Annotated in this window: 14 protein-coding genes; 8 read left to right on the top strand and 6 right to left on the bottom strand. The window is 43.2% G+C overall.

Features of this window, described 5'->3' with window-relative positions:
- The 3 genes from ACOOEY_RS04385 (at position 1) to ACOOEY_RS04375 (ending at position 3,586) form a co-directional block, all read left to right on the top strand.
- A complete protein-coding gene (locus ACOOEY_RS04385; RefSeq protein ID WP_420387453.1) occupies positions 1–1,473 on the top strand; it encodes a TolC family protein in 1,473 nt (490 codons plus the stop codon).
- Positions 1,474–1,657: 184 nt separating this feature from the next.
- Positions 1,658–2,920 (top strand): FAD/NAD(P)-binding oxidoreductase, encoded by a 1,263-nt coding sequence (locus ACOOEY_RS04380; RefSeq protein ID WP_420387452.1) that lies wholly within the window; start codon positions 1,658–1,660, stop codon positions 2,918–2,920.
- A gap of 36 nt (positions 2,921–2,956) precedes the next feature.
- Positions 2,957–3,586 (top strand): Crp/Fnr family transcriptional regulator, encoded by a 630-nt coding sequence (locus ACOOEY_RS04375; protein WP_420387451.1) that lies wholly within the window; start codon positions 2,957–2,959, stop codon positions 3,584–3,586.
- Position 3,587: 1 nt separating this feature from the next.
- Here the strand turns inward: ACOOEY_RS04375 and ACOOEY_RS04370 are convergent, their stop codons facing one another.
- The 6 genes from ACOOEY_RS04370 to ACOOEY_RS04345 all read right to left on the bottom strand — a co-directional run bounded on the left by ACOOEY_RS04370 (position 3,588) and on the right by ACOOEY_RS04345 (position 8,156).
- Positions 3,588–3,806 carry a hypothetical protein gene (locus ACOOEY_RS04370; protein WP_420387450.1) on the bottom strand — a complete coding sequence of 73 codons (219 nt, stop codon included), beginning with the start codon at positions 3,804–3,806 and terminating at the stop codon, positions 3,588–3,590.
- A 119-nt stretch (positions 3,807–3,925) separates the two neighbouring features.
- Positions 3,926–4,903 carry an NAD(P)-dependent alcohol dehydrogenase gene (locus ACOOEY_RS04365; RefSeq protein ID WP_420387449.1) on the bottom strand — a complete coding sequence of 326 codons (978 nt, stop codon included), beginning with the start codon at positions 4,901–4,903 and terminating at the stop codon, positions 3,926–3,928.
- 25 nt (positions 4,904–4,928) lie between these two features.
- The gene (locus tag ACOOEY_RS04360) at positions 4,929–5,159 is read right to left on the bottom strand and encodes a helix-turn-helix transcriptional regulator (protein WP_420387448.1); all 231 of its coding nucleotides are present in this window, start codon (positions 5,157–5,159) and stop codon (positions 4,929–4,931) included.
- On the bottom strand, positions 5,159–5,602 hold the full coding sequence (locus ACOOEY_RS04355; RefSeq protein ID WP_420387447.1) for a hypothetical protein: 444 nt from the start codon (positions 5,600–5,602) through the stop codon (positions 5,159–5,161). Before ACOOEY_RS04355 ends, ACOOEY_RS04360 begins: the two co-directional genes overlap by 1 nt.
- 147 nt (positions 5,603–5,749) lie before the next feature.
- Complete coding sequence (locus tag ACOOEY_RS04350; RefSeq protein WP_420387446.1) at positions 5,750–6,793, bottom strand: glycoside hydrolase family 43 protein; 1,044 nt, start codon at positions 6,791–6,793, stop codon at positions 5,750–5,752.
- Between the two features lie 52 nt (positions 6,794–6,845).
- Positions 6,846–8,156, bottom strand: a complete 1,311-nt coding sequence (locus tag ACOOEY_RS04345) for an MFS transporter (RefSeq protein WP_420387445.1) — start codon at positions 8,154–8,156, stop codon at positions 6,846–6,848.
- 104 nt (positions 8,157–8,260) lie between these two features.
- Here ACOOEY_RS04345 and ACOOEY_RS04340 point away from each other — a divergent pair, with 104 nt between their 5' ends.
- From ACOOEY_RS04340 to ACOOEY_RS04320, 5 genes are all read left to right on the top strand, one after another.
- Entirely contained in the window at positions 8,261–9,976 is a 1,716-nt protein-coding gene (locus ACOOEY_RS04340) for a SulP family inorganic anion transporter (protein WP_420387444.1), read from the top strand.
- A 91-nt stretch (positions 9,977–10,067) separates the two neighbouring features.
- Positions 10,068–11,480, top strand: coding sequence for an MBL fold metallo-hydrolase (locus ACOOEY_RS04335; protein ID WP_420387443.1), 1,413 nt, complete (start codon positions 10,068–10,070; stop codon positions 11,478–11,480).
- 47 nt (positions 11,481–11,527) lie between these two features.
- The gene (locus tag ACOOEY_RS04330) at positions 11,528–12,103 is read left to right on the top strand and encodes a YeeE/YedE family protein (protein WP_420387442.1); all 576 of its coding nucleotides are present in this window, start codon (positions 11,528–11,530) and stop codon (positions 12,101–12,103) included.
- A gap of 10 nt (positions 12,104–12,113) precedes the next feature.
- Positions 12,114–12,527 (top strand): YeeE/YedE family protein, encoded by a 414-nt coding sequence (locus ACOOEY_RS04325; protein WP_420387441.1) that lies wholly within the window; start codon positions 12,114–12,116, stop codon positions 12,525–12,527.
- A 33-nt stretch (positions 12,528–12,560) separates the two neighbouring features.
- The gene (locus ACOOEY_RS04320) at positions 12,561–13,868 is read left to right on the top strand and encodes a hypothetical protein (protein WP_420387440.1); all 1,308 of its coding nucleotides are present in this window, start codon (positions 12,561–12,563) and stop codon (positions 13,866–13,868) included.
- Positions 13,869–13,942 lie beyond the last annotated feature (74 nt).

Here is a 13,942-nt window from a genome sequence, read left to right as displayed (position 1 = left end):
ATGAAGCAGTCACTCAAATACATCGCGTTGACGGTGCTCTTCATTGGTTTTACGCCCTTAATGGCTCAGGACATACAGTTGAAGAGTATCGAAGAGATTGTGAGACCAGACGATTCGGTTCGATACTTTCCGCTGGAAGATTTTGTGAAAGTGGTTTTGTCGAATCACCCCGTTGTTAAGCAGGCCGACTTGTTACCTGACAATGCAAGGGAGGAGATTCGATTGGCCAGGGGTGCTTTCGACCCAAAACTTACCAGTAATTGGGACGTGAAGAACTACAAGGATACTGAGTACTATGATATCTTCAACACTACTCTGAAGGTTCCATTGTGGTTCCCGATAGACCCGAAAATCAGTGTAGACAGAAACCGTGGGGTGTATCTTAACCCTGAGCGAAATATTCCATCAGGAGAGGAGTACAGACAAGTAACAGCCGGCTTAAGTCTGCCTGTTGGACGTGGTCTCTTTATCGATCAAAGAAGAGCGGCAGTACAGCAGGCTCAGATTTTTGCTCAGATTAGCGAAGCAGAACGAATTAAGGTAATCAATAAAACCTTGCTGTCAGCAGTGAAGGCTTATTGGGACTGGTACTTCACTTATTTCGAATTCAGAATGGTGGATCAAAGTTTGGCCATTTCTGAAGAAATCTACAATCGGGTTAAGCTTGATTTTGAATTTGGCGAGGTAGCCGCAGTAGATACAGTTCAGGCCGCCATTACTTTTCAGAACAGGAGTACCGAAAGACAGGCAGCTTTAATAGATTTCAAGCGTGCAGGCCTTGTATTAGCCAACTATCTCTGGGGAGAGAATGAAGAGCCCTTGGAGATTCAGGATAATGTTGCGCCAGTGTGGGATGTTGAATTCCAGCAACCTGCAGAATCGCTCGATAGTCTGCTTGTATTTGCTGTTCAGAACCATCCAGAGCTGCAGAAGTATAGTCTTAAGCTAGATCAGTTAGATGTTGACGAACGTCTGGCTAAAGAGAATTTAAAGCCAAGAGTAGACCTGAATTATAATCTCGTCAACTCTCCCATTAATTATTCAGGTGAATTCACAGACATTGATCTGGGCAACAATTACAAGTTCGGTTTAGAGGTTGAGTTTCCATTGTTCCTGAGAAAGGAGAGGGCAAAACTCAGACAGACCCGCATTAAGATTGACCAGACGGATTATGAAAGCCGTTTTGCGAGACAACAAATCGTCAATGAAATTGAAGGAGCCTATTTCGAAATGGTTAACGGTCAACAAATGCTGAGCCTTCAAAGACAGGCCGTGTCGAACTATCAGCGTTTACTGGAAGCCGAGCTTTTCAACCTGAACCTTGGAGAGAGCGATCTGTTCAAGATCAATTTTCAGCAAGATAAACTACTGGAGGCTCAGATTAAGTTCATTAAGCAGCAGGTGAACCTGGAAAAGGCCAAGCTCGAATTACTCTGGGCAGCAGGAAAACCATATCTGAATTTCCGTTTTTAGGCTTTCACGGTATAAGATTTCATCATGTCTCATAATGAGTTGGTTGTCATTGTATTAGACTCAGATTCTGACATATATCATATGGTATTGTAACCAAAGTCACACTCATCTTTTTTGGGAATAGCTATCATTACCTGTGCTTTCGAAGGATGGCATTGAGATTTCAACCACTAACCCCAAGAAAATGAGTTCTCACCATAAAGTATTGATTATCGGTGGCGGTACTGCCGGAATCATGGTTTCTGCCCAACTCAAAAGGGCCAAAAAGGATCTGGATGTAGCCATCATTGAGCCGTCCGATACTCACTATTATCAACCTGCCTGGACATTAGTAGGGGCAAATACCTACGATTTTAATAAAACGGCCAGGCCCATGAAGGGCCTTATTCCTTCCGGTGTAAAGTGGATTAAGGAGTCTGCCAGTAAATTAAAGCCAGAAGAGAATACAGTAACTACAGCAGAAGGAAACGACTATACTTATGACTTTCTGGTGGCTGCCCCGGGCATTAAAATCGATACTAGTCTTATTGAAGGCTTAACTGAGGCGATTGATAAAGATGTGGTTTGTAGTAACTACACAGACCCCAATCATACCTGGAATGTCTTAAAGAACTTCAAGGGAGGGAATGCCATTTTTACTCAACCCACTACACCAATTAAATGCGGAGGTGCACCTCAGAAGATTTGTTATCTCGCTTCAGACTACTTTAGAAAAGAAGGTATCCTGGATAAAACCAATGTGGTATTTGCCACTCCGGGTACTGTGATTTTTGGAGTTCCATCAATTGCGAAAACCTTGATGAATGTGATTCACAGGTATGGAATTCACTTTAAGCCCTTCTACGCTCCAGTTAAAATTGATTCAGCCAGGAGAGAAATCACTTTTAAGAGTGTTAACCCGGAAGAAAACAACTGTATAGTTAATGAGGGTAATGTATTGCATGAAAGAACTGAGGGGACTTACTCCACGGTAATGCCTTACGATATGTTGCACCTGGCACCACCTCAAACTGCTCCGGATTTTATCAAAAGTTCTGAACTGGCCAATGAAGCAGGTTGGGTAGATGTAAACATCGAAACACTTCAACACGTGAGATATCCCAATGTGTTTGGTTTGGGAGATGCTGCAGGACTGCCAACTGCTAAAACAGGTGCCGCTATCAGAAAGCAGGCCCCAATTGTTGTGGCGAATCTACTGACCATGATGGAGGCCGATACCATTACAGATATGAAGTACAATGGTTACTCATCATGTCCGCTGGTTACCGGTTATGGGAAAATGGTTTTGGCAGAGTTCGATTACAAGAACAACTTTACTCCTGATCCACAGTTGAAGAAAATGTTGGTATTTAATTCAGACAAGGAACATTGGAGACTCTGGATGCTGAAAAAGTATATGCTTCCATATCTTTATTGGAACAAAATGATGAAAGGTAAACCTGTATAACACAGGTTTACTATTTACCTCCTATTGACTAGACACATGATAGAGCAAATCACACGTATGTTGGAACTGGTTGGACTCGAAAGCCAGCTGATCAACGAAATCATTCAAACAGGTCGCTTCCTGATGGTAAGAGAGGGGCAACCCCTGATTGAGCCCGGAATGGATGCCAAAGAGATGCCCATGGTAGTTAAGGGAACACTCCGTGTTATGAGGGAAGATAAGGAAGGAAGAGAAATCTTCTTGTATTACCTCGAAGGTGGGGATGCCTGTGCGATGTCTATCTCATGCTGTTTAGGAACTCAGATTTCTGAATTCAAAGTAGTTGCTGAAGAAGATGCCACTTTATGGATGGTGCCCATGCATCATATAGATACCTGGATGGTTAAGTATCGTTCTTTCAGAAAATTCATCTTCGACTCTTATCATGATCGCTTTGATGAAATGCTCAATACTATTGACAGCATTGCCTTTATGAATATGGATCAGCGATTGATGAAATATCTGCTGGATAAAAAACAAAGTACTGGCTCCTTTGTGATTAATAAAACCCATGAACAAATCGCTCAGGAGCTCAATACTTCACGGGTTGTAGTATCCAGACTATTAAAAAAATTAGAGAGGGAGGAGCGAATAGAGTTGCACAGAAACAGGATTGAGATTTTGTAACTCAATCCTCCAGTGCAACACACTCCAGACCCCAGGAATTCACGATGTCCATTACATCTGATTCCTGCACCTGGTCTTCTGCTTCGATCCGAAGTACTTTATCTCTGTCTTCCAGATCTACAGACCAGCCCATTACATTAGGGTTGTAAGCAAGTAGTGCGTTGACCTTCTTCACCCTACTTTCATTTTCAATGTTGGTTTTGAATATTAAGAGTTTCATGGTTGTTGTTGAGTTGATATTTTATGTTAATCTCCAAAGTTTGATGTTTAGTTCCATAAATGAATTGCCGAAGCGGAGAATTTTATCGGTGAAGCCTCGATTTTTCATGTTGAACTGATTCAGTCATTGATATTGACTATTACTTTTCCGGCACAATGGCCCTTTTCCTGGTAACTGATAGCGGCAGGTAATTCACTAAAAGTGAACTCCTTATCTATCACCGATCGTATCTTTCCCGAGGCCAGAATCTGGCATATTTCAGAAAGATCTTCCGTCTTCATTTTGGCTGTGTAAGCACCCAGTCTTCTGCCTGAAAAGAGGTGTATTGGAATTTTCCCGAGACTATAAGACAACATAGCCCCAAAGCCGGACCAACCGACCATCAGACACTTGCCCTTGGGTTTAAGCAACCTTCTGGCAGTACCTGCTGAAATATTTCCAACAGCGTCAAAAATCAGGTCGAATGACTCTTTGATATCTCCCAGGCTCTCATGCTTGTAATCTACCAAATGGTCTGCTCCTATCTTCTTAACCATAGCCATTTTTCCGGTACTGCAAACAGCTGTTACTTCCGCTCCGAGGTATTTGGCCAACTGAACAGCATAGTGTCCTACGCCTCCTGACGCTCCATTGATCAGTACCTTTTGTCCGGCTTTCAGATGACCATAATCTTTAAGGCCTTGCCATGCTGTTAAAGAGGCAACGGGAAGTGCGGCTGCTTGCTGAATACTGACTCCCTCAGGAATTTTTACCCAATGAGAAGCTTTTACACAAACATATTCAGAAAAGGCTCCGGCACCCGTGCCCATAACATCAGTGACCACCTGGTCACCAATGGAAAATGTGCTCACCTGATCGCCTGTTGATTCTACTACACCGGCTACATCTGCTCCGAAGAATGGGCTTTTGGGTTTGGGGAAACCAATCATCAATTTCACGAGGAATGGTTTTCCCCGCAACAGCCTCCAATCCGCAGGATTAATGCTGGTGGCTTTTACTTTAACCAGTATTTCGTCTGGCTTAGGGGTAGGTTTTTGAAAGGTTTGCAGCTGAATTTGCTCCGGACCACCGTAGCGCTTTCTTATGTAAGCTTTCATGTTGTTTTGAATTAATCTGACCTGATTATTTTGAGTTTTTGTCTATGGGCTCGTAAGAGAACACTTCGTGAAGCGGTACCTCAAACACCTGAGCTATTTTGAAGGCAAGCTCCAGAGTAGGGGAGTACTTGCCTTTTTCGATAGCCACTATGGTTTGTCTCGACACATCAACTTTGTCTGCCAACTGTTGTTGAGTCATCTCATCGTTCATGAATCTTAGCATGCGAATTTTATTTTGAATCTTATACTTCGCCATTAAAATCCTCTTTTGTAATAAACCAGCTGGACGGTGTTTTCTACCAGTTCAGCTATTATACCTCCTACCAAAAAACTAATAAAGAAGGTGTTTACTGACATTTCCAGAGCGAGAGAGCCCATTCCCGCTATAATCCCAAAAATAAAAATGACCTGACTGATATTCTTGGATTTCAATTCAATGAGCTTGTCGCGCTCATCCGTTTTAGGGATCGATTCGCGTGTTATAGCGGCATAAACGATAGCGTATAAAATCTCGATGCCGATTCGAATACCAATAGCTACGAGTATATAGACCATCATTTGTTTTCCCCAGAACTGAAGGAGTTCATCGCTCTTCAGGTCAGCCTGAGGAGAGTCTTTAAAAATGAAGAAGAAGTAAATCGCTGGCACAAGAATAGCCGCCAGCATGTTGACCCAATTTTTGTTTTCACGATATGACATGGTACGTTGTTAAGTATGAGAAATTTAACCTTGTGTCAAATATGACGTACCAAAGGTAAAAAAAGTTGGACTCTATGTTAAAAATATTTTACAAATAAATTTCAATCAATTGATAGTCAGGGAATTAAACTGTTGATTTTTTTGATTTTATCGAATGGGTTTGGCTTCTACGCCCTCAAAAGTCATTTTAATGGGCTTGATCGTACCATCGGCATTGAACTCCATTTTGTCGATGCTGGTTACCCGGTGGTCACGGTCTTCATTTGGAATTGGACGTCTGTGATAGATCATATACCATTCATCTTTACCCGGAACCTGAATGGCAGAATTATGACCTGCTCCGGTGGCCACGGTAGTATCAGATTCTAATATAGTGCCTATACGGTTATATGGACCGTCAACCTGATCGGCCATAGCATAAGCGACTTTGTAACTGCCATTGGTCCACCCACCTTCTGACCACATAAGGTAGTATTTACCTTTTCTGATGAACATGAAAGGACCCTCTACATAGCCTTCCGGAGTAATTTCTTTAAAAAGCTGTTCTTCGTCCCAAGGGATGATTTCGGTAAAGTCCTCGTTCAGCTTGCCAATATTGCAATGTCTCCATCCGCCATAGAATATGTAGTGCTGTCCATCTGTATCACGGAAAACGAACTGGTCGATGGGTTGGGCATCATTGTAAAAGTCATCGATTAATGGTTTGCCGAGATAGTCTTCATAAGGACCTTCAGGCTGGCTGGCTACGGCAATGCCTATTCCCCCGGTATGGTTGATAGTGTCATCAGCATTGTAGAGTGAGCTGCCCGGGCGCTGAATGTCATTGGCTGAAAAGAATAGATAATATTTGCCGTCCTTTTCTATGGCAGCCGGAGCCCACATGGCTTGTCTGGCCCATTTGATTTTGGTGGTATCTAATATTTTAGCATGTTTCTTCCAGTTGACCAGGTCCTTTGAGGAGAAAGCATCGAAAAAGACCTGCTGTTTATAACGGGCGCTGTAAGTTGGGAATATCCAGTACTCATCTCCGAAGACAACGCCTTCCGGATCGGCATACCAACCATCAATAATGGGGTTCCCAGAGGTGATGTTGGAGCTTGTTTTATTGCCGGATTGGCAGGACAACAAAATGAGACTGATAGAGAGCAAGGTTAATCCCGGCTTGAGCAGAGAAGATAGTTTAAAGGTCATTCCTGAAGATAAGGTGAACAGCCTGAAACACCTGAGATGATTATTTAATCGGCTATATATTTTGTTTCGGGGATTGAGTTGATTCATCTGTTGCCGGACTGGTTTTCCCAAAGAGAATGGATGCGATCAGGCCAATAAGGCCAAAGATTACCAATACCCCAAAGAGATACTGATGGCCCAATTTGCCAGGATTATTATCCAGAAGAACTCCCATTAAAGGTCCCATGAAAATATCAGGTGTATAGCCAATCACTGAAATAAATCCAATGGCTGCTCCGGCATAGGAAAGCGGTATTTTAGATTCTTGAAATAAGGCGTAATAGAGACCCCGCAGGCCATAAATACCCAGGCTTGTGCTGGCTAAAGTTATGGCAATGAAAATGAAAACATCTCCGGTTAAAATGCCTGAACTAATGATCAAAGAACCAACAATCAGAATGAGAAAGCAGACCCTGGTGATTTTTGAATGAACCAGTTTATCACCAAGAAAGCCGGCAATCATTGCTGCAATCGGTCTCATCCAGAATGAAATGGTAGCTATATGAGCAGACTCTACATCGTCATACCCAAAAGTATCCTGAGCATATAATCCAAAGTCATCGGTACATTTATATCCCACATAGGCACACAATACAATGAGTGCCTGTAACCAGACAGTACGCTCTTTAATGGCTCTTCCAACACCTTTGAAGGAAAGTCGGGTTGATTTAAGCTTGACAGGTGTAGCTTGTACCGGCAATATCAGCCAGGCTATCAGTGCAGCAAGAATCACTGAGAAGGTAAATACAAGAATGACCCGACTTAATGCATCGGTTAAGTTCTCTGTGCTGGCTTGCCCGGCAGATACAGGCAGGAATGCATCCAGTAAAAACACGGTTGAAGAAGCTATCAATGCAGCTACAAAACCACGCCCACCATCTACCAATCCCTGAGACTTTCCCTGACTCTCTTCACCGCCAAACTCTCGGATTCCTTTTATATAAGCTGACCAGAAGAGTAGTATAGTGCTCAGGCCCCAGAAACCATAAAGGAGAGTTAATGTAGTGAGGGATGGGATTAAAGCGAGGATAAAGCCTGCTGAGGCGGTCACTAAGAGTGAAAAGATGATCAGTTTTCTGGAAGAGAACCTGTCAGCAATTGGGCCACCGAAGAAGTAGGAGAACATGGCAACAATACCGTAGACTGAAAAGGCCGTGCCCAGTTGCAGGTTATCAATATCAAAAACAGTCAGAAATGTCGGTCTGAAGACTCTCGTCACAACAAAGGGCAGAAAAAACACTGCTTCACCAACAAACATGAGGGTAATAAGTATCGCTAGCCTTCGAAATGCGCTCACCCTTGAAAATGATAAGTTTCTTTTCAAATCACAAATGCCGATCAGTCAGGTGCTTAAATGCTTCGGTAACTTTGGTTACTTTTACTGCCTGAAAGTAGGCCTACTTTTACACCAACTTAATTCAGAATAGTGTGAAGCAGTTTTTACCGATACTTACCTGGTTACCTCATTATAAGAAGGCCGATCTCAGTGGTGATTTATTTGCCGGACTTACTGTAGGGATTATGCTTATTCCTCAGGGAATGGCCTATGCGCTTATTGCCGGATTGCCTCCGGTGTATGGCTTATACGCCTCAGTAGTTCCTCAGTTGATTTATGCTCTTTTTGGCACTTCAAGACAGCTTTCTGTGGCACCAGTGGCTATGGATTCCCTGTTGGTTGCTACCGGTGTATCGGTCATGGCCACCGAAGGAAGTGAGGCCTATATTACCTATGCCATCATGCTGGCCTTTTTTATGGGAGTTGCCCAGTTCATTTTGGGGGTCATCAGAATGGGGTTCATTACCAATCTGTTAGCTAAGCCTGTGATTAGCGGCTTTACCTCTGCAGCTGCCTTAATTATTGGGTTGAATCAGCTCAAATACTTTTTAGGGATAAGTCTGGAAAAGAGTAATCAGGTCTACAAGATTATTCTGAGTGCTGCAGGCCAGATTAACCAAACACATTTACTCACTTTAATTATCGGTATTGCCGGTATAGCCCTCATCAAAGGAGCGAAGAAAATCAATAATAAAATTCCAGGGGCACTCATCGCTGTAATCATCGGTGTGTTGGCCGTTACTTTCTTTGGGTTGGAGGGTAAAGGGGTGAGCATAGTGAAGGAAGTTCCTGGTGGGTTGCCTTCCATGATTATCCCTGATTTCTCTCTGGAGACCATTCAGAAGTTGCTTCCGCTGTCACTAACCATTGCGGTTGTGGCATTTATGGAAGCTTTCTCTGTTGCCAAAGCCATTGAAGCCAAGAGAAGAGATTATAAGGTGATACCCAATCAGGAGTTGATTGCCTTGGGAGCAGCAAACATTGTTGGATCTCTCTTCCAGAGTTACCCGGTAACAGGTGGTTTCTCCAGATCAGCCGTGAATAATCAGGCGGGAGCCAATACTCCTTTAGCCTCCATCATCTCTGCTGTTTTGGTAGCACTGACCTTACTGTTCCTGACTCCTTTATTCTACAATCTGCCTCATGCCATGCTGGCTGCTATTATTATGGTGGCAGTGGCCGGCCTTATTGACATCTCTTATGCGAGAGAGCTGTGGAGAACCAATAAAATAGAGTTCGGGCTATTGATGGCCACTTTTCTGGTGACCCTTCAATTCAGTATGGTGCCGGGAATTGTAACCGGTATCGTTTTGTCCATTCTTATTCTGCTGTTTAAAGCAGCTAATCCCCACATGGCCATTCTGGGCCGGGTGAATGGAATTGATGAATATAGAAATGTAAAACGTTTCGATAACCTGGAAACCTGGCCGGAAGTACTGGTCGTTCGGGTCGATGCCCCTTTCGCCTTCGTCAACATTCAGACCATCAAAGACAAGGTGATGAATGAAGTGTATAAAAGAAATGGAGAGCTTCGATATGTGGTGCTGGACGCTGGTTCAGTGGCCTACATAGATGCCACAGGAGTGATTGGTCTGAGAGACTTAATAGAGAGCTTGAATGAGAAAGGTATTACCATGCTTTTTGCTGAAGTAATAGGTCCTGTGAGAGACGCTTTCTACAGAAATGGACTGATCAGCAAGGAAGAGGGACAGGTTTTCTTCCTGACTACTAACGATGCGGTAAATTACTGTATTTCAGGAGAATATGAAGATAAAAAGGCACATCTGGTGAACCAGACAAATGCCTAACGTAACTTTTGTTACTTCAGAATTTAACAGAAGGAACGTAATTTACATCAACCATGTATTGTTACCAGCTTAACGAGAAAAATTAAAGCAAATGAAAATAGATCAAATTTACACCGGTTGTTTAGCACAAGGCGCTTACTACATCGAAAGTAAGGGTGAAGTAGCTATTATTGACCCACTTAGAGAGGTACATCCTTACCTCGCCATGGCCGAGAAAAACAGGGCCACCATCAAATATATTTTCGAAACACACTTTCATGCCGACTTCGTGTCAGGACATGTTGACTTAGCTAAAAAATCAGGAGCAACCATTGTTTATGGTCCCGGAGCAAAAACAGAATTTAATATCCATCAGGCTACTGACGGTGAGGTTTTCGAACTGGGTGATGTGAAGATCAAGGTATTACATACGCCTGGTCACACACTGGAAAGTTCTACTTTTCTGTTAATTGACGAGGAAGGAAAGGAACACGCCATCTTCAGTGGAGATACTTTGTTTATTGGTGATGTAGGGAGACCTGACCTGGCACAAAAGGGAGACATTACCCAGGACGATCTGGCAGGCATGCTCTATGATAGCCTGAGAAATAAAATCATGACTTTGCCCGATGATGTGATTGTTTATCCGGCTCACGGTGCAGGTTCTGCTTGCGGTAAGAACATGAGTAAGGAGACTTCAGATACACTCGGCAATCAGAAAAAGAACAACTATGCGCTAAGAGCAGATATGAGCAAAGAGGAATTCATCAGAGAAGTAACCGATGGTTTGCTTCCACCGCCTCAATATTTTGCTCAGAATGTAGCCATGAACAAATCGGCTGATACGGATGGTGTAGACAAAATTCTGGAAACCGGGAAAGTAGCACTCGATGTAGATACTTTCGAAGCCATGGCGAACCATGAAGGTGCTTTGGTATTGGATACCAGAAAGCCTCAGGATTTCGCAAAAGCGTTTATTCCCAATTCCATTTCAATCGGAATCGATGGAAGCTTCGCTCCCTGGGTTGGTGCATTGATTCCTGACCTACAGCAACCCATTGTTTTCATTGCAGATGAAGGCAGAGAAGAAGAAGTGGTAACCAGACTTTCCAGAGTAGGGTATGACAATACCCTCGGATATCTGGAAGGTGGTATTGCTGCCTGGGAGGCTGCCGGAAAAGAAGTCGATACGGTTACTTCTGTAAGTGCAGAGGTGCTTAAGCAAAGACTGGAGGAAGGTACCGCCAATGTACTTGATGTAAGAAAGCCGGGTGAATACCTGGCCGAACATATAGAGAAAGCTAAAAATACGCCTTTGGATTTCATTAATGATGAAATGGCAAGGATTGACAAAGACACAGAATACTTCATTCACTGTGCAGGAGGCTACCGCTCAATGATATTTTCATCAATCTTAAAATCAAGAGGTTATGAGAAGATCATAGATGTTGATGGTGGCTTTAAAGCAATTCAGGAAGCCGGAATTCCGGTGACCGATTATGTTTGTCCAAGTACCTTAAAATAAGACTTATGCCGGGCCTGATTTAGGTCCGGTTGTTAAAGAAATATCTCATGAACAATTTCATTGAATTTATTCAACAGCCATGGCCGTGGTATGTTGCGGGGACGATTATTGCCATAGTTATGTTTGCCCTGATCTATTTCGGCAACAGTTTTGGTCTTTCGGCCAACTTCAGAAATATGTGCTCCATGTTTGGCGGAGGAAGAAGTTGCGAATTCTTCGACTTTGACTGGAGAAAACAAACCTGGAATCTTGTATTCCTGCTGGGAACAGTAGTTGGTGGGGTTATCGCGCACTACTTTCTGATGCCGGATACAACTATTGCCATTTCAGAGGCTACCATAGCAGACCTGACCGAACTGGGTATTAATAACCCGGGCCAGGATATTGTTCCTCAAGACTTATTCAGTTTTGAATCACTGTTTAGCCTGAAAGGAATAATCATGTTCGTGGTCGGTGGGTTTCTGGTTGGATTCGGGACTCGATATGCCGGTGGTTGTACCAGTGGTCATGCCATTAGCGGACTGAGTGATTTGCAGCCGGCCTCATTGATTGCCGTCATCGGTTTCTTCATCGGTGGACTTATTATGACTCACTTTTTATTACCTCATATTTTAACCCTGTAAATCTGACATCATGAAATATGTAAAATATCTACTTCTGGGTACCCTGTTTGGAATAACCCTTTCGAAAGCAGAAGTCATTTCCTGGTACAGAATTTATGAAATGTTCAAGTTTCAGTCATTTCACATGTACGGGGTCATTGGCACCGCAGTGGTTTTGGGAATTATCATTACCCAGATTATTAAGAGAACCAAGATGAAAGCCATGTCAGGAGATCCGATTGTAATCCCTCCGAAGCAGTTTTCAATTCCAAGATATCTCATTGGAGGTACTATATTCGGTTTAGGCTGGGCCATGACAGGTGCTTGTCCGGGACCAATGTTCATTCTCTTAGGAAACGGGGTATTGGTGATTATCGTAGCGATTGCATCCGGACTTTTGGGGACTTTCGTCTACGGCAAAATCAAGCATAAGCTGCCTCATTAAATGATGAACCGGAGACTTTTATACTCCGTCTTAATGAGCTTACTGGCCCTGGGACTTTTGGCCCAGGAAAGTGAGTCTCCACTAAAATTGAAAAGCCAGATGGGTCTTCGGTATATGTCGACACATAATCGGGGTAATCTGGCTGATTTCAACACTCAGGTATTCTTTGGTCAGTTCAAGGCTGACTATGCCATTAAGCCCTGGTTGACCTTTTCAGGCCAACTGAATGGAATTTATCTGCCATGGACTTCCGGCCTTGAAGAAAGAGATGTGCTGACAGGACGTGGTCCTATTTATGAGGCCAATCTGTTCAACATGAGAACCATGACCGGTCAGACTGAACTGGCTTTACCCATATTGAATGCACAGATTAATCATTTGGGACATATCCTCACTATTGGCCGATTTACCAGAGATGTGCAGGCTTTCAGGCACGAAAGATGGCCATTCCCTAACGCTTTAGAGGGAATCTGGTATGAGAATTACACTGCCGAAAAGGCCTCCTGGCAGCTGGCTTTAATTCATCGAGTGATGCCACGCTTTTCAGGAGATTTCGAAAAAGTGGGGGATGCCATTGGTGTTGCAGGAATAGGGGTGAACCCCGATGGTACACCGAGTGGCTATAGAAATCAGGTGGATTCGAATGTTCTCATTGCCGCTAACTATAACAGACAGTTGAGCAATGATATGACAATCGATGTCTGGAATTACTGGATGGATAACCTAATGAATACGGTCCTGCTGGAACCCAAAGTCCATTGGTCCGATCAGGCGATTACCCTAAGCGCTAAATTGATGTATCAGTTTAAGGTGGGAGATGGAGGGAATGCTCTTGAAAACCTGCGCTATGTACAAGATGACCGCGCTCTCTATTTTGGGGTCAGAGCTGAAAAACAGTTAGGCAAAAGTAGTCTTCAATTTAACCTGACAAGAATTACTAATGATGGTCGCTTCCTGATGCCTCGGGAATTAGGCTTTGAGCCTTTCTATACTTTTCAGAGAAGAACCAGAATAGAGGGAGTGGCCAATGCCTGGGCACTTATGATCAAATGGAAAAAGGCCTGGGTCGATCAAGCGTTTAAGTATCAATTCAATACTTCGATTGGTAAAAACAAATTACCTCACATTACTGACTTTGCCAACAATAAGTATAGAGTGCCTTCTCATCTTCACTGGGATGCTGAATTAAAAATTCAGCCGCTTAAAAAACTAACAGGTCTAACCGCTGAGGTTTTGGTGGCCTATCGTTTTCTGGCAGCCAATGTTGACAATGAGATGCAGGTATTGATTAATCAGGCTGATTTTTTTCACACTGATATGAGGCTTACTTATACTTTCTAGTGAATGCCAGAAGTGTTTGAGTAAAGCTTCTTGTGGCTGATGACCAGAATATATAGATTCAAATGGGCGTTTAA

Source organism: Roseivirga sp., assembly GCF_965216855.1.
GTDB lineage: Bacteria > Bacteroidota > Bacteroidia > Cytophagales > Cyclobacteriaceae > Roseivirga.
This window is presented reverse-complemented; position numbering and strand designations above follow the sequence as displayed.